Origin of the sequence: Corynebacterium sp. HMSC055A01 (genome assembly GCF_001809405.1) — a bacterium.
Lineage (GTDB): Bacteria > Actinomycetota > Actinomycetes > Mycobacteriales > Mycobacteriaceae > Corynebacterium > Corynebacterium hesseae.
The window spans coordinates 386-16,178 of the sequence record NZ_KV797584.1 but is presented as its reverse complement, the minus strand read 5'-3'; the positions used below and the strand labels follow the sequence as shown (position 1 = coordinate 16,178).

Sequence of the window (15,793 nt, the reverse complement as noted above, 5' to 3'; positions counted from 1 at the left end):
CAGTATGCGCGCGACTTTCGATACTCTGGGAGCCATGACTGAAACTGCAAAGAAGGTGCTCCTGGCGGCTCCCCGCGGCTATTGCGCCGGCGTGGACCGTGCTGTTGAGACAGTGGAAAAGGCGTTGGAGAAATACGGCGCCCCTATCTACGTGCGCAAGCAAATCGTGCACAACCGCTTCGTTGTTGAATCCCTGGCTAAGCGTGGTGTCATCTTTGTGGAGGAGGCTTCCGAAGCCCCTGAAGGCGCTCACCTTGTATTTTCTGCACACGGCATTGCGCCGACGGTGCGCAAGGAAGCGGAGGAACGCAAGCAGCTAACGCTGGACGCAACGTGCCCGCTGGTGACCAAGGTGCACAAGGAAGCACAGCGCTTTGAGCGCGATGGCTATCACATCTTGCTCGTCGGCCACGAGGGCCACGAAGAGGTCGAAGGCACCGCCGGTGAGGCCCCAGAGGTTACCCACTTGGTAGATGGCTTGGACGGCGTCGACAAGCTGCCGGATTTCCTCCACGATGAGAAACTCATCTGGTTGTCGCAAACCACGTTGTCGGTTGATGAAACCATTCAGATCGTCAATAAGTTGCGTGAGCGCTTTCCACACCTGGAGAATCCGCCATCAGATGATATCTGCTACGCCACTCAGAACCGTCAGGAATCGGTGAAGGCCATTGCCCCGAAGTGTGATCTCATGATCGTCGTCGGGTCCCAGAATTCCTCCAACTCAAAGCGTCTCGTCGAGGTCGCCCTAGAAGCAGGCTCTAAGGCCTCGCACCTCGTAGACTTCGCTTCGGAGATCGAAGAAGCTTGGCTGGAGGGCGTGAACACCGTCGGCGTGACGTGTGGCGCATCCGTGCCTGAACTGCTGGTCCGTGAGGTACTGGAATTCCTGGACGAGCGTGGCTACCACGACGTTGAGCAGGTGACGACTTCCACGGAGACCATCACGTTCTCCTTGCCGCGCGATCTGCGTCCGGCACGCACCGCGCGTTAATCCTCGTCGTAGAGATTCTCTTCCAGCGGCTGGGAGGACCGCTGGGAGCGCTCCCGTGCGCGCCGCGCATTCTCTGCCGATTCAGCGGCGGCACGGCGGAATTCCTCCCGCTCATCTGCGTCGGGGGAGGCTTGTTTGCGCTGTTCGCGCTCCTCGGCCTGAATACGGCGGCGTTCTTCGCGGTCGCGCTCCCGGACTCGGCCGGAGCCTGTGGCTTCACGAGCAAGGAGCTCGGCTACGGAAAGACGCTCGGAGCGGTTTCGAAGGTCGGAAGCTGCGTCGGTGCGGCGCTTTTCCTGGGCTTTGGCCTCACGGCTCTTCGCGCGATTGTCGCTGCGCCACAGTCGCAGGACTGCGAGTAGCGCGCAGGCAATTACTGTGACAATAAGTACGGGGAAGTGCTGCAGCAGCGGGAAGGCCGTGGTGAGAAGCGCGGTCTTAGAAAACGGCGACGCGCCTTCTGGCAAGGCTGACGTGGAACTGATGAAGCCACCGCCCACGGTTCCCAGCGCGTAGAGCAGGGGCAATGAAATTACCAGCATGTAGAGCCCGCGGGTTTCCACCAGCCAGGTGACGGCGAGCGATCCCAGTCCAAAAATCAGGGCGAACGGCAGCCCCACGCTGCCAAGCACTCCTGAGACCGTCAAAGCCACGAGCGTTACGACGAGCGCGAGGAGAAGCGCTCGGGTAAGCGGCATCCCGCGGCGGGGAGGGCGGCGACGATTTTTGGCAACTGACACGCCCAGAGAGCTTACCGGGAATGTTGGCCAAACCGTTATTCATTCTGGGCGCGCCGCGGCCAAGAACCGACACGGCGCGGCTCCACGGGCAGGCGGTCGACGCGGGCGGGGACGTCCAATTCTTTGAGCCGCCGTGCAGTGACCGAAACGCGCGAATCCAAACTAGCCAGGCTTGCGTTATAGGCCTCCACCGCGCGCTCCAGCCCGCGGCCCACCTTGTCGTAGTGCTCATTAAGAGTGTTGAGCCGGGTGTACAGCTCGCGGCCCAGGCGCTGGACCTCGCGGGCTTTATCCTCGATCTCTTCGTGCTGCCAGCTCACCGCAACGGTACGTAAGAGTGCGAAAAGGGTGCTCGGGGTAGCGATGACGATGTTGCGCTCGAAGGCGAACTCGAGCAATTCAGCGTCGATAGACAAGGCCGCGTCCACGAAGGTGTCAGCGGGGACAAAGAGGATCACAAATTGTGGCGTGGGGGAGAAGGCCTCGATATAGTCCTTCGACGCCAGTGCTTGCACGTGGGAACGCATGAGGTGCGCATGGCGGCGTAGGAATCCAGCCCGCTCCTCCGGGTCTTCAGTCTCCATCGCATCGAGGTAGGCGCTGAGCGGTACCTTGGCGTCCACGATAATGCTGCGCCCGCCGGCCAAGTGAATGACCAGATCGGGGCGGACGAGCGAGCCATTGATGCGGGCGTTCACCTGAGAATCAAAATCCACGTGCTTGCGCATACCGCCGAGCTCGACGACGCGCTCGAGCTGCACCTCGCCCCAGCGTCCCCGAACATTCGGGGAACGCAGTGCGCCGACCAGCTTGTCCGTGCGATCAGACAGGCGTGTCGACGTGCGGGTCACCGCTTGTACTTGGCTGCTGAGCGCTGCGAGCGATGTCGCCCTATCCTCCTCGATTTCTTGGAGCTGGAGGCCCAAACGGTCCATGGCTTTCTCTAGAGGGGCGAGTTCTGCTTGGCGGCGTTGAGACTCTTGTAGCGCGCGGTGCTCTTCTGAAGGCTGGGCGGACTGCGCGGAATAGGCGCGGGCCAGCCAGCCCAGAGCAGCCCCGATGATGAGGCCGAGGAACAAGAGCACTACGGGAAGGGAAGACGTCATGCCTGTCATCATGGCACGCTCCCCGGACACGGAGGCTTAGCTCTTGTCTTTTGATTGCAAAATCTGTTCGAGAGCGCCAATCGCTCGCTTGATTCCCGCTCGGGCACCGCTATCTCGTTCGCTGAAGTCTGCGTCAACGTCGACATCGATCTTTTGGTCCAGCGGGCTGGTGCCGTCGTGGGCTACGTCCTCTGCTGCGCCCTCGGGTGCGGCGTGGTCCGGGATGGACAGCCATTGTTCGCGCTTCCGGTCACCCTGCTGCTGTGTGTAGCGCCCGATGAGGAAGCCGGCGACCGTTGAGAATTCCAAGTCTTCGGCGGTCCTTTCGCCGGACTGGAGCATCATCATGTCTTGGAAGTAGCGGTAGACCACCGCGATGGTCGCCGCCGCCGGAACGGCGAGGAAGCCGCCGACGAGGCCGAAGAGCGCGGAACCTACAGTCACAGAAATCAACACGATGACCGGGTGCAGGTTCATGGCCTTCGATTGCAGCCACGGGGAGAGTACGTTGCCCTCAAGCTGCTGAACTAAAAGGACCAAGCCAAGAACGAGCAGTGCTTTGGTAAAGCCCAAGGAGACCAGCGCGATGGTCACGGATAGCGCACCAGCCACGATCGCGCCCACAAAGGGGATAAAGCCGGCGATGAAGGTGATGATGGCCAGCGCCATGGCCAAAGGCACCCCGATGAGGGCGAGGCCGAGGCCGATGAAGATGGCGTCGACAAGCGAGACCACCGCCTGCGCCCGCACGAAACCGCCCAGCGTGGTCCACACACGGGTGAGCAGCTCAGTGAGGTGCCAGCCGGTCCGGCGGCCCGTGGCCTGTCGCAACCAGGGGAGGAAGTTGTGGCCATCTTTAAGGAAGAAGAAGGTCAGCACCACGATGATGAAGAGCGTGACCACGATGGAGGTCGCCGTGCCAATTCCCGTGAACACGGAACCCGCAATAGAGCCGGCCTGGCGCTGCAGCCACAGGGCGATCTCATCGATGTATTGGCCGATCTCATCCGGATCGAGGTTGAGCGGCGGCCCTTGTGCCCATAGCTGCAGGCGCTGAATGCCTTCCGCAGTTTGCAAATACAGCGTTTGGGATTGCCGCGCAAAGTCCGGAGCAATGAACATGAAAAGCGAGCCCACCGCGGTAAAGGACACGAGGATGGTTACCGCCGCAGCCAGGGCCGACGGCAACCCCTTGCGCCGCATGGCGCTCGCAACAGGGGCAAGCACAGTGCAGATGATGAGAGCAATGAGAACCGGCAAAATGCCACGCCAGAAGTTGCCCAACATGCGGAATGAGGCATAGAGGAATAGCCCAATAATGGTCAGGCGCAGTGCCCACAGCGATGCGGACTTGATGACCTCGCCGACCACCACGGAGCGATCCACTTGGTTGCCTGGCGGGTGCGGTGAGACTGCGTTCAGCGAAGCGGCGTCGACAGAATCATCGAAGCGTCCGCCAAGCGCTGCCTCAGCGGCGGCGAGCTCAGGCGAGGATGCATTGGGGGATGGCTGATCAGAACTCACCCCACCATCTTGCCTTAAAAGATCCGGGGTGCGTTAGGATTGGCCCCGTGAGTCTTACACTTGGAATCGTCGGCCTGCCCAATGTGGGCAAGTCCACTTTGTTTAATGCCCTGACCCGTTCCGATATCTTGGCAGCGAACTATCCGTTTGCCACCATCGAGCCCAATGTCGGACTAGTGGAGCTTCCCGATTCCCGCCTGAACCGCCTCGCGGAAATCTTCAGCTCCGAGCGCATCCTTCCGGCCACCGTGTCCTTCGTGGACATCGCCGGCATTGTCGAGGGCGCTTCCAAGGGTGAGGGAATGGGCAACGCCTTCCTTGCCAACATCCGTGAAGCCGATGCCATCTGCCAGGTGGTGCGTGCCTTCGCTGATGAGAACGTTATCCACGTCGACGGCGAGGTTAACCCGGCGCACGATATTTCGGTCATCAACACCGAGCTCATCCTTGCGGACCTCCAGACCATCGAGAAGGCTTTGCCGCGCTTGGAAAAGGAAGCGCGCAAGAACAAGGATCTGGCAGAAACCGTGGAGGAGACCAAGAAGGCCCAGGCCATCTTGGAGGATGACCGTACCCTCTTCGCGGCGTCCAAGAACAATGAGATTGATTTGTCTTTGCTGCGCGAGCTGCACCTCATGACCGCGAAGCCTTTCCTTTATGTCTTCAACTCGGACGAGGCCGTCCTCACCGATGAGGCCAAGAAGGAGGAGCTGCGCCAGCTTGTCGCCCCGGCGGAGTGCGTCTTCCTCGATGCCCAGACTGAAACCGAGCTCCTTGAGCTCGACGAGGCAGAGGCTCTGGAATTGCTGGAGTCTGTCGGCCAGGAAGAGCCAGGCTTGGCGACGTTGGCCAAGGCCGGCTTCGCCACCCTCGGCCTGCAGACCTACCTGACCGCTGGCCCGAAGGAAGCCCGCGCGTGGACCATCAGGCAGGGCTCTGCGGCACCGCAGGCTGCTGGCGTTATCCACACCGACTTTGAGAAGAAGTTCATCAAGGCAGAAATCGTTTCCTTCGACGACCTAGACGCTGCTGGCTCCATGGCGGAAGCCCGCAACGCTGGCAAGGTGCGCCAGGAGGGTAAGGAATACATCATGCAGGATGGCGACGTCTGCGATTTCAAGATCGGCGGCTAGCTCGTGCGCTCATAGCGCGTAGGCTGTGGGCATGAGTATCGCCCACATCCTAGACCGAGCAGCACATGCCACGCAGTGGCAAGAAGCCCTGTACAAGGACCTTCACCAGCATCCTGAGCTCAGCATGGAAGAGGAGCGCACCCGCGGCGTCATCGCGGGCAAGCTCCGGGAGTTTCCAGGGGTTGAAGTGCTTGAACTCGGCGGGGGAGTCGTCGGCATCCTCCGCAACGGTGAGGGTTCGACCGTTTTAGAACGCGCCGACTTCGACGGCCTGCCCGTCACTGAAGACACTGGCTTGGACTACTCGGCCACGGGCGAGGTTATGCACGCCTGCGGCCATGACACCCACGTGACCGCCTTGCTTGGTGCCACGGAAGCGATGGCGAAGGCTACTGACGCGTGGTCCGGTACTTTCATCGCGCTCTTTCAACCGGGCGAGGAAACCGCGGAGGGTGCACAATCCATGGTGGACGCGGGACTTACCGGCAAAGTCCCCACGCCTGACGTGGCCTTTGGCCAGCACATCTTTATTGATAAAAACGCCCCGGCCGGCACCGTACTGATTGCGCCCGGCCCGGTCTTGTCGACAGCGACCTCACTCACGGTCACCGTCTATGGCCACGGTTCCCATGGCTCGATGCCGCACCTCAGCGTCGATCCAGTCGTCTTGGCCAGCTCCATCGTGTTGCGGCTGCAGACCGTCGTGTCCCGCGAAGTCGATCCTCACCAGTTCGCCGTACTGACCGTCGGCGCGCTGCAAGCGGGGTCGAAGGCCAATATCATCCCGGATTCGGCCACCCTGCGCATCAATGTCCGCGCCTATAGCGAGGAGATTCGAGAGCAAATCGTTGTGGCCATCCACCGGATTGTCAACGCCGAGTGCCAGGCAGCGATGTCCCCACGTGAGCCGGAGATCACCGAAAGCGATAATTACCCGCTCACTGTCAACGATGAGGAAGTCACTAACAAGGTGCGCGCGCAGCTTGTCGACGTCCTCGGAAGCGACAACGTCCTCGACATGGAACCGTGGACCGCATCGGAAGATTTCTCGAGACTCCCCGATGCCTTCGGCGCTCCCTATTGCTTTTGGGGCTTCGGTGGCCGCACGGACGGCGTTTCCGTCCCGAACCACAACCCGCGCTTTGCTCCGGAGTTGAAGCCCACGCTTACGACAGCAACGCAGGCTCTCATCGCCGCTGCTTACGCCTATCTGGGGAATCAGAGTAAGGATGACCTTAAGGAGTAGCTGGGAACCGCTTGGCGGTGATGGGGCGGTCGACATGCTGCCCGCGCACCCAACTCGAAAGCGTTCGGGTGTAGCGACGTGGTGGGCGAGTTCTCTCCGGGGGTGGCGAACTCGTCAACATCGCGTTAGGCTGGCTTCTCCACTCGATAAAAGGAGGTCACATAATGGCCGAACTCGATAATAAGACTATTGCAATCATCGCTACCGATGGTTTCGAGGACTCCGAGCTGACCTCTCCGCTGGAGGCAGTCAAGAAGGCCGGTGCTACCGTACGCGTGCTTGCTCCTGAGGCAGGCAAGATCACCGGCAAAAACGGCACCGAAATTGATGTTGATGCCACAACCGCCGAGTCTACCGGCGAGGCATTCGACGGCATCATTTTGCCAGGTGGTACCGGTAATGCGGATATGCTCCGTCTGGACAAGTCCGCTGTAGAAATCGTGCTCAATCACGTCACCCAGGATCTTCCGCTGGGCGTTATTTGCCACGGTGCTTGGATCCTGACCGATGCCGATGTGCTCAAGGGCCGTACCCTTACTTCTTTCCCTAGCCTGCAGACCGACCTGCGTAACGCCGGCGCTACCTGGGTAGACGAAGAGGTTCACTGCGACCAGGGTCTGGTTTCCTCCCGTACCCCGGACGATCTCCCAGCCTTTAACGCTAAGTTGGTTGAGGAATTCGCAGAGGGCCAGCACTAAACCTTATGTTTAGCAAAGCCGCGGGTGCGCAACCCGCGGCTTTTTGCGTCTTGCTTCCGCTGTAAGGCTTCTATACTGTTAGTTATTCCTGAAGGGGAGTAGTTCCCTCGGATACTTTCCGAGATGCCTGGTCGACATACTGGCTTTTCCGCCCGGCCAGCCAGCGTTTGCACAGCCTGCGGCGTGAACGAGACCTTCGGTCCGCACCAGAACCGAAGGAGTTTTGACTTGTCTTCTCTTAGCTCAGAGCAACTGCTGCTCGAACGCTTCATGAAGCTCTCCATCGCCACCGCAGTGGCCACGATCGCGCTCAAAGTCGTCGCTGCTGCGGCGACGGGATCGGTGGGCTTTCTTTCCGACGCCCTCGAATCCGGTGTGAACCTCGTGGCCGCCGTCGTGGGTTTTGTGGCTATCAAAATTGCGGCGAAGCCGGCAGACACAAACCACCAGTTCGGCCACGGCAAGGCCGAGTATGTTTCCGCGTTGGTAGAGGGCGCGATGATTTTCGTGGCCGCCGCGATGATCATCTACACGGCCATCCGCCGATTTCTGGCTCCGCAGCCGCTGGAGCAACCTGGGCTCGGCCTCTTACTGTCACTCATCGCCTCCTTGCTGAACTTGGGCGTGGGCCTCCTGCTCGTGCGTGCAGGCAAGCAACACCGTTCAGCTACCTTGCAGGCGGACGGAAAGCACTTGCTTACCGACGTCTGGACGTCCGTCGGCGTCCTCCTCGGCATTGGTGCAGTCGCACTGACTGGCTGGCTGTGGTTGGATCCCGTCATCGCGCTGGCAGTGGGCATTAACATCTTGTGGACTGGGTATAAGCTGCTCAAGGAATCCTTGAGCTCCCTGTTGTCGGAGTCTCTACCGAAGGAAGAGCACGCCCAGCTGGACGCGCTTCTCAATGAGCTGGAGGGCCGTCACGATGTTTCCTTCACCTCACGCCGCACGGTCGCGGCAGGGCGCCAGCGCCTTGTTTACCTCACCATGGATGTTCCCGGCGAGTGGACGGTGCTGCACTCGCACACAATCGCCGACCGCATCGAAGACGCCATCGATGAGCTTTTTCCCGGTGCGGAAGTGTTTATCCATGTCGAGCCCGAAGGAACGGTTCATCGCCGCATCCTACGGATGCCGTAGGCTGGCTACGCCGCGCCCGCCTTCCATGACCCACGGCCAACTGAGGCCATTTCGAGTGAGGACGTTTGCTCGGATCTCATCGGGCACGATCCAATCCTTGTTGGCATAGCCCAGCAGGTATTCGTCGAAGGCGGGGAGTTCGAGCCGGATTTTTAAGGCACCGTCGATTTCGCTCGCGGTGACATCCTCCTGCCAGCCCGCCATCCACAGTGTCTGCCCATCATGGCTAACGGTCGTGGCCTCCGTGCTCGCAAGAGCCTTGGCAGCCTGGGATTTGCTGAGCTTGGACCATGTTTGGAGGTCGGCTACGGATACGGGGCCGTGGCCTTCGACATAGCGCTGGGCCAGCTCAGCAAGCGGTTCCTCCGGCTCGCGCTGTTTGGTAGGCAGCGCGTCGACGTGGAGGAAAGTCTCTTGGCTGCCAGCTTTCGGGCCCTGCACGAGGTCGCCGGCGCCACCAAAGGCACGGAGTAGGTGGGAGCCCCTGCCTTCAGTGGGATCAACACCAGCTTCAGCGAAGATCTCGTAGACTTCCGTGCGGCTCAGGGGTTCGGTCGCTGCGCTGTGAAGCGCTTCCGAGGCGGCTGCCACCATGTCTTCGCTCAGCCCCAAACTCGGACGCCGAGATTTCTGGCTGGAAGCCACTCGTGGATAGAGAAGGCGGGACATCCAGCGGACGTCGGCAGCCGGCATGAAGTGCAGCGTGCCGCGCTGCGGCCAACAGCGCACCACGCGAAAGCGTGCTACGTCTTCGAGTACCTTTTGCTCATCGCAGCCGGCGCGAAGAGCAAGTGCTCTGATACCGGCATCGTAGGTCTGGCCCTGGAGGGCGAGCAGATGCTCGGCAACATCGAGGGCCGACGCCAGAGTCGGCCGCGCCGCCGATGGTGCAAGGCCTTGAGCAATGAGCCGACGAGCGAGAAGCTCGTCGCGGTTGAGTTCCTTCATAGCCCTAACTTTAGAGCCGGAAGGTCTTCATCAGCTGCATGCCGGTGGAGACCAGCTGGCGGAAGCGTTCCGGTGAGACGTACTCCGACGGCGCAAGCGGGTGCAGGCGCTGCTCGGCCACGGTGCGCTCGTTGGCCCACAGGCGCATGCCGGTAATACCGTGGCGGTGGTTCAGGCCAGATTCCTTGACGCCTCCACCTGGCGCGGCGATAGAACCGTAGGCGGCGGCGAAGCCTTCGTTGATGTTGACCATGCCGGCCTCTAGCTGGGAGGCAACCTTCCACGCGCGGCGGGAATTTCCGGACCATACTGAGGCAGAAAGACCGTAGGTGGTGTCATTGGCGCGCTGGATGGCCTCGGCATCGGAGCTCACCGGGTATACCGCCAACACTGGGCCGAAAGTCTCGGTGGCATAGAGATCCATCTTTGGGGTCACGCCGGTGAGCACGGTGGGCTCATAGAAGAAGGGCCCAAGATCCGGCCGAGCCTTTCCGCCATATACCACGGTGGCGCCCTTGGACAGGGCGTCCTCGACGTGGGAAACTACTGCATCGAGCTGGCGCTGCGAGGTCAGCGAGCCGATGGTGGCAGCATCGGAGAATGCTGCCCCGAGCACTTGCTGGTCCAGGGCGTTCTTGAGTTCTGCGAGGAACTCCTCAAAGACGCTCTCGTGGACATAGGCGCGCTCGGCGGACATGCACAGCTGCCCGGAGGAGGAGAAGGCGGTGCGTACGGCACCTTGGGCGGTGGGTTTAAGGGGGGCGTCGTCAAGCACGAGCATCGGGTTCTTGCCGCCCAACTCCAGCATGGTGGGGATGAGGCGCCCCGCGGCCTGGGTGGCAATCGACTTGCCAGCCTGGGTGGAACCGGTAAAGGAGAGCCCATCCACCAGAGGAACCAGGGCGTCACCCACCTCGGCACCCAGGCCGGGAACCAGCTGCCAGGCGGCCTCCGGAAGGCCCGCCTCAATGGCTAGGCGTCGCAGCAGAATTGCCGTCAACGTGGTCTGGGAGTCCGGCTTGTGTACCACGGCATTGCCGGCGGAGAGTGCTGCCAGGACGTCGCCCACGCCCAAGGACAGTGGGTAATTCCACGGGGAGATGAGCCCCACCACGCCGAGTGGGTAGTACTGCGTGCGTGTCTTGGTCAGCACGGGAAGCGCGCCGGGGTGGCGGTCGTTTCCGAAAGCTTTGCGGATGTTGACGGCATAGAACCGAGCACAGTTATACAGATCCATCAGCTCGTCATAAGCATGGGAGCGGGATTTGCCATTCTCGGCCTGGATGAGGTCGAGGATGAGCTCCTCGTTCTCGTGGACGAGGTCGTGTAGGCGCAGCAGGATGGCGGCGCGGTCACCTTGGCTGACGCCGGCGCGCGCATAGGTGACTGCCTTCTCGACGTCCCCGGCGGTGGCGACGGGGAAGCTAAAGAGCTTGTCACCGCTAAACGGCGCGTGAGCTTGGTGCTGCTCACCCGTGCCGCGAACATCGCGGGCGGGGTCCGTATCCAAGAAATTGTGCACTCGCTGGGGCAGGCGTGTCTGAGTGAAGGTTTTCATGCGGTCTATTGTCCCAAAAATATGGGATGCCGCTATGAGTTTTTCGAGATTTGTCTCACAAACTAAACTAGTTGTGGTTAGGATGACGCTATGCCAATCCTCGCGACCACTCCACAGGCCCAGGTGCGTTCGGCCGTTGAGCCGCTCGTCAGGTCCGGTGAAAGCTCAGCGCCCGTCGGCGTTATCGACCTCGATGCATTCGACTACAACGCTGCACAGATGCCCACCCGCGCCGGGGGACTGCCCATCCGCGTGGCCTCGAAGTCAATACGCAGCGTGGCGGCACTACGCCGTGCCCTCGAGCATGAGGGCTACCGAGGCATCCTCGCGTATTCCGTACCGGAGGCGCTGCATCTGGTCGGGGAGGGTTTCCGCGACATCGTAGTGGCCTACCCGAGCGTTAACCGTCAAGCCCTGCGTGAGCTCGCCGCAGATGACACGGCGCGCGAATCCATCACCGTCATGGTGGATAGCGTGGAGCTGTTGAGCCTGCTCGAGGGTTCTGTACGCGTGGCCATCGATATTGACTGCACCCTCCATTTGCCGGGTGCGGTCATCGGCCCGCGGCGCTCGCCCGTGCGCACTCCGGAACAGGTCTCAGCGCTGGCGCGTGAAATTCTTCGGCGCGGTCACCGGTTGGTGGGGCTCATGGCCTATGAGGGGCAGGTGGCGTCCGTAGCGGATGGCCTGCCAGGTCCGGTAGGAGCGGTCAAGCGCTGGCTGCGCACCAAATCCATGACAGACCTCGCCCCGCGGCGCCGAGCCTGCGTAGCGGCCGCGCGGGACGTGGCGGACATCGAATTCGTCAACGGCGGTGGCACGGGCAGCCTCCAGGAATCCGCGGCCGAGGGAACCTTGACCGAGCTGGCCGCTGGCTCCGGTTTTTATACGCCAGCGATCTTCGATGATTTCACTGGCATTAACCACAAGGCGGCCGCGTTCTTCGTCTGCCAAGTATCCCGTGTGCCCGCGCCGGGCTGGGCCACGGTCAACTCCGGCGGCTGGATCGCCTCCGGCCCTCCCGCGAAGGATCGCGTCCCCGTACCGGTGTGGCCGGCGGGCCTTAGCTACTCCAGCACGGAGGGCGCCGGTGAGGTGCAGACTCCGCTGCGCGGGGCTGACCTGAGCGTTGAGGACCTGGTGTGGTTCCGCCACGCCAAGGCGGGGGAGATGACAGAAAACGTCGACCGCCTCCTCGCCGTCGGGCACGACGGCGTTGATGTATGGGACACCTATAGAGGACAAGGATGGACACTCCGATGACAACCACATTTAGCAATTGGGCAGGATCGGTCACCACGAAACCGCAGGAGTTTGTACAGCCATCCCGTATAGACGAGATCCCCGGAATTATTAGCCGCTCCCGCAGCGTGCGTGCGGTGGGCGCCGGCCACTCCTTCACCCCCATCGCGGCGGGGGAGGAGACGATGCTCAACCTCGACCATGTGAGTGGGCTGGTGAGCGTCGATAAGCAGCGCAAGCGCGTCCGCTTCCTGGCGGGTACTCGCCTGCGAGACGTGCCCAAACTGCTGCGCCCATTCGGGCTTGCCCTGGCGAATCAAGGCGATGTGGACCCGCAATCGCTGGCGGGCGCGATCTCCACCTCGACCCACGGCACCGGCATCAACTACACCGGCTTTGCGGGGACGGTCACGGGCCTGACGCTCATCGACGCCGACGGCAACGTCCGCACCTATTCCATCGACGAGGACCCAGAACTCCTTCGTCTCGTGGTGGTCAGCGTGGGCGCACTCGGCGTGGTCGTCGAGGTCGAAATGCAGTGCGTGGATGCCTTCGACCTGCTGGCTGAGGAATCTGGCATTGCCTTCGATGAGCTGATGGACAACTGGGAGGAGCTCTCCCGAGGCGTCGATCACTTCGAGTCCTACTGGTTCCCGCACACCGACCGCGCGATGGTCAAGGCCAACACGCGCCTCGAACCGAACGGGGAGCGCCGCTCACGTCTCAAAGCACTTATCGACGACGAGCTCATTGGCAACGGCGCCTTTGCCGCCGCCTTGGCGTTGGGGCGCCTGATTCCGGGAACGATTCCGACCCTTAATAAGTTCGCCACCTCGGTCATTTCTCATAATCGCTACCGTTCCGCCGCCCATGACGTGTTTGTCAGCCCGCGCCGGGTGCGCTTCCACGAGATGGAGTACGCGGTGCCGCTTGCCGACGGCCCCGCCACCGTCCGCGAAATCCGTCGCTTCATCGACGAGCAGGATTGGCGCATCGGATTTCCGATGGAGCTGCGCACGACGGCCGCGGATGACGTTGCTCTCTCGACGGCATCGGGTCGTGAGTCGATGTACATTGCATTCCACATTCCGCGTGCGTTGAATCCGCAGGACTACATGCCGAAGCTGGAACCCATTTTCCGCGCGGCCGGTGGACGCCCGCACTGGGGGAAGATGAACTCCCTGTCCCGGAACGACTTTGCTCAACTTTATACAAGATTTGATGAGTTCTGTGAGCTGCGTGAAGAGATGGATTCGGAGTGGAAGTTTGGTTCATCCTACCTGCGGAAACTGTTCGGGTAGGGGCGTCGTCAAGCGCCGTGTAACCCGTGAATTGGATTCGAAAGTATCTCTGATCTTTGGTAGCGTGTGGAAGTCTTAATTCCATAACGCTATCGAAGAAGGTGTCTCAAACGTCCTCTGAATCCCAGTCCCTCATTACGCCGACATTCGTGTTTGCGTGGTTGGTAAATTTCGCCCAGTTTACGGTCTTCTATCTGCTTGTGACCATCATGGCGCTCTATGCCGTGGAGCAGTTCCAGGCTTCGGATACGGCGGGCGGGTTTGCGTCCAGTGCCTTTGTGGTGGGGGCGACAATTGCTCGTCTCTTCTCCGGTTACATCGTTGACGCGGCTGGGCGAAAACGCTCGTTGGTGGCCTCGCTTATTGTGGTGGCTGTAGCCATGGCGCTGTACATGCCAGCGCACTCGTTGCCGATGCTTTTTGCCGTCCGTATTTTGCACGGCTTCGGTTATGCGGTGGCCTCGACTGCTGTGATGGCAGTGGCGCAATCGGTGATTCCGGACCACCGTCGTGCCGAGGGGACCGGCTACTTCGCCTTGGGGACGACCCTAGCCACTGCCTTTGGTCCAGCGGCTGGTTTGGCGATTGTCCACCAAGCTGGCTATAACACCGTGTTTATGGTGGCGCTGACGCTTACGGTAGTGGCCTTGGGGTTGGGACTCGTCGTCAAGGCACCGGCGCAGGAGCGTCGAAGCGTCTCCTTTTCCTTGGGAAATATCGTGCACCCAGCGGTGGCGCCTTTTGGCGTCTTTATCCTTTTGGTTGGCGTTGCGTACACGGGCATTATTACGTTTCTTAACGGCTACTCCTCCCATGCGGGCCTGGAGAAGGGCGCTAGCTACTTCTTCCTGGCCTATGCGGTGGTGAGCCTCATTCTGCGCTTTGTGCTGGGCAAGCTGCAAGATCGTCGCGGTGACAACATCATCATCTATTCCTCGCTCGTCTTCTTTATTGCTGGCCTGGTAGTCCTTGCTTTGGCTGCAGCTGATTGGCAGATCATTGTTGCGGGTGCCTTGGTGGGCTTTGGTTACGGCTCAATTTTGCCGGCGGGCCAGGCTATCGCCGTGCGCTTGGTTCCCATGCATGAGATGGGGGCGGGAATCTCGACCTTCTTTTTGCTGCTGGACCTAGGTATTGGCTTTGGACCGATTCTGCTGGGGCAGATCATCTCCGCGGCGGGCTATTCCGTCATGTACTGGATGTTGGCTGCCTTGATGCTGGTGGCCTCGGTGGTCTACTTCATTGTTCATGGGCGCAAGGACGTTGCACGTGGTGACGTGCGCTACGAATAGATTCCACGTTGGTGGGATTTTTCGTTGGTTGGCGTCGAATGTCCTGGCTAACCCATGGTGTCTACCCCCGTTTATAGTAATGATTTGACGGGAATTTACCACTGGCTATAGCGATGTGTGGCGGTGGCCGCTAGGATTATGTTTAGAACATTTCTTCTAATGCAGGTTTATCTCGGGGGAGATACCCATGACCACCACCGCTACACGCCCGCCTACCTTTTTCTTCTCAACGACCAACCCTAATAACCCACACGCGGTTGCTCGCGCTAAAGCCCGCCGTGCCATCTATGACACTTGGCAGGCTGCCATGCCCAGCCTACAAGCCGATATCAACACCACCGCCCTATCTTTAGTGGCGGCCTGGTCACTTCCGGAAGGTCACATCAAAGCAGGTCTGCGTGCCATCCACCGGCTTGATAGCCTGCCGAAAGTCAAAGCCATACAAGACACCCACTGCCTGCTCGACATCGAGTCCCTCATCGCTATTGACCAGCCCATGTCGGCACTAACCGCCTTGACTACGGAAACCCTGGATTTTATCGACACCATCCTGGCTGACTTTTTCACCCCTTCGAAACCCAATCAGGCTTTTCCTACCCGCAGCCAAATCAGGCGTAAAGTCCGCGACATCTGTAAAACCCTGGATGATTCCATCGCTTTTCGCGACACCCGCCCCAAAGACACCTACCGCTTTTCTTCCAACGGAACCTCTGCCTGGCTGGAACTCCAGGTTGGGGAAGACACCGGCATTAAACTCGATGCCTTCATCCACCACACCGCTGCCAAGCATGATCTGACGATTCCGGATGCTGTCAAAAAGCTGCTTTCCGGTGAGATTGAGCCACCAGCCACCGTAGTCTTACACACCTAC

Annotated in this window: 13 protein-coding genes and 1 pseudogene; 9 read left to right on the top strand and 5 right to left on the bottom strand. The window is 60.7% G+C overall.

The genetic code is table 11. The features are described from left to right. Positions 1-34 precede the first annotated feature (34 nt). A complete protein-coding gene (locus HMPREF2604_RS07175) occupies positions 35-994 on the top strand; it encodes a 4-hydroxy-3-methylbut-2-enyl diphosphate reductase (protein WP_180952102.1) in 960 nt (319 codons plus the stop codon). Here the strand turns inward: HMPREF2604_RS07175 and HMPREF2604_RS07170 are convergent. From HMPREF2604_RS07170 to HMPREF2604_RS07160, 3 genes are read right to left on the bottom strand one after another with little or no spacing between them, the layout of a single operon-like run. Further along, positions 991-1,734, bottom strand: a complete 744-nt coding sequence (locus HMPREF2604_RS07170) for a DUF6542 domain-containing protein (RefSeq protein WP_232748431.1) — start codon at positions 1,732-1,734, stop codon at positions 991-993. The two genes, HMPREF2604_RS07175 and HMPREF2604_RS07170, sit on opposite strands and share 4 nt — an antisense overlap. A 35-nt stretch (positions 1,735-1,769) precedes the next feature. After that, positions 1,770-2,840, bottom strand: a complete 1,071-nt coding sequence (locus tag HMPREF2604_RS07165; protein WP_070564377.1) for a DNA recombination protein RmuC — start codon at positions 2,838-2,840, stop codon at positions 1,770-1,772. Between the two features lie 36 nt (positions 2,841-2,876). Continuing rightward, entirely contained in the window at positions 2,877-4,364 is a 1,488-nt protein-coding gene (locus HMPREF2604_RS07160; protein ID WP_070523987.1) for an AI-2E family transporter, read from the bottom strand. Between the two features lie 47 nt (positions 4,365-4,411). On the opposite strand from HMPREF2604_RS07160, the gene ychF reads away from it, so the two are divergent. The 4 genes from ychF to HMPREF2604_RS07140 all read left to right on the top strand — a co-directional run bounded on the left by ychF (position 4,412) and on the right by HMPREF2604_RS07140 (position 8,581). After that, entirely contained in the window at positions 4,412-5,497 is a 1,086-nt protein-coding gene (ychF, locus tag HMPREF2604_RS07155; protein WP_070523989.1) for a redox-regulated ATPase YchF, read from the top strand. A 31-nt stretch (positions 5,498-5,528) separates the two neighbouring features. Beyond that, positions 5,529-6,743: an amidohydrolase gene (locus HMPREF2604_RS07150; RefSeq protein ID WP_070564372.1), complete on the top strand. Its 1,215-nt coding sequence runs from the start codon at positions 5,529-5,531 to the stop codon at positions 6,741-6,743. A gap of 164 nt (positions 6,744-6,907) precedes the next feature. Further along, entirely contained in the window at positions 6,908-7,441 is a 534-nt protein-coding gene (locus HMPREF2604_RS07145) for a type 1 glutamine amidotransferase domain-containing protein (protein WP_070564369.1), read from the top strand. Between the two features lie 228 nt (positions 7,442-7,669). Beyond that, positions 7,670-8,581 carry a cation diffusion facilitator family transporter gene (locus tag HMPREF2604_RS07140; RefSeq protein WP_070564366.1) on the top strand — a complete coding sequence of 304 codons (912 nt, stop codon included), beginning with the start codon at positions 7,670-7,672 and terminating at the stop codon, positions 8,579-8,581. On the opposite strand, the gene HMPREF2604_RS07135 is transcribed toward HMPREF2604_RS07140, so the two are convergent. Both HMPREF2604_RS07135 and HMPREF2604_RS07130 read right to left on the bottom strand, forming a co-directional pair. Continuing rightward, on the bottom strand, positions 8,567-9,529 hold the full coding sequence (locus HMPREF2604_RS07135) for a winged helix DNA-binding domain-containing protein (RefSeq protein WP_070564364.1): 963 nt from the start codon (positions 9,527-9,529) through the stop codon (positions 8,567-8,569). The two genes, HMPREF2604_RS07140 and HMPREF2604_RS07135, sit on opposite strands and share 15 nt — an antisense overlap. 10 nt (positions 9,530-9,539) lie before the next feature. Further along, positions 9,540-11,087 carry a succinic semialdehyde dehydrogenase gene (locus HMPREF2604_RS07130; RefSeq protein ID WP_070564361.1) on the bottom strand — a complete coding sequence of 516 codons (1,548 nt, stop codon included), beginning with the start codon at positions 11,085-11,087 and terminating at the stop codon, positions 9,540-9,542. 90 nt (positions 11,088-11,177) lie between these two features. On the opposite strand from HMPREF2604_RS07130, the gene HMPREF2604_RS07125 reads away from it, so the two are divergent. The 4 genes and pseudogenes from HMPREF2604_RS07125 to HMPREF2604_RS07110 form a co-directional block, all read left to right on the top strand. Next, positions 11,178-12,350, top strand: a complete 1,173-nt coding sequence (locus tag HMPREF2604_RS07125; RefSeq protein WP_070564357.1) for an alanine racemase — start codon at positions 11,178-11,180, stop codon at positions 12,348-12,350. Further along, positions 12,347-13,630, top strand: a complete 1,284-nt coding sequence (locus HMPREF2604_RS07120) for a D-arabinono-1,4-lactone oxidase (RefSeq protein ID WP_070564354.1) — start codon at positions 12,347-12,349, stop codon at positions 13,628-13,630. Before HMPREF2604_RS07125 ends, HMPREF2604_RS07120 begins: the two co-directional genes overlap by 4 nt. Before the next feature lie 101 nt (positions 13,631-13,731). Further along, a complete protein-coding gene (locus tag HMPREF2604_RS07115) occupies positions 13,732-14,922 on the top strand; it encodes an MFS transporter (RefSeq protein WP_070564351.1) in 1,191 nt (396 codons plus the stop codon). A gap of 187 nt (positions 14,923-15,109) precedes the next feature. Further along, positions 15,110-15,793: pseudogene (locus HMPREF2604_RS07110) on the top strand (HNH endonuclease); the annotation flags it as partial.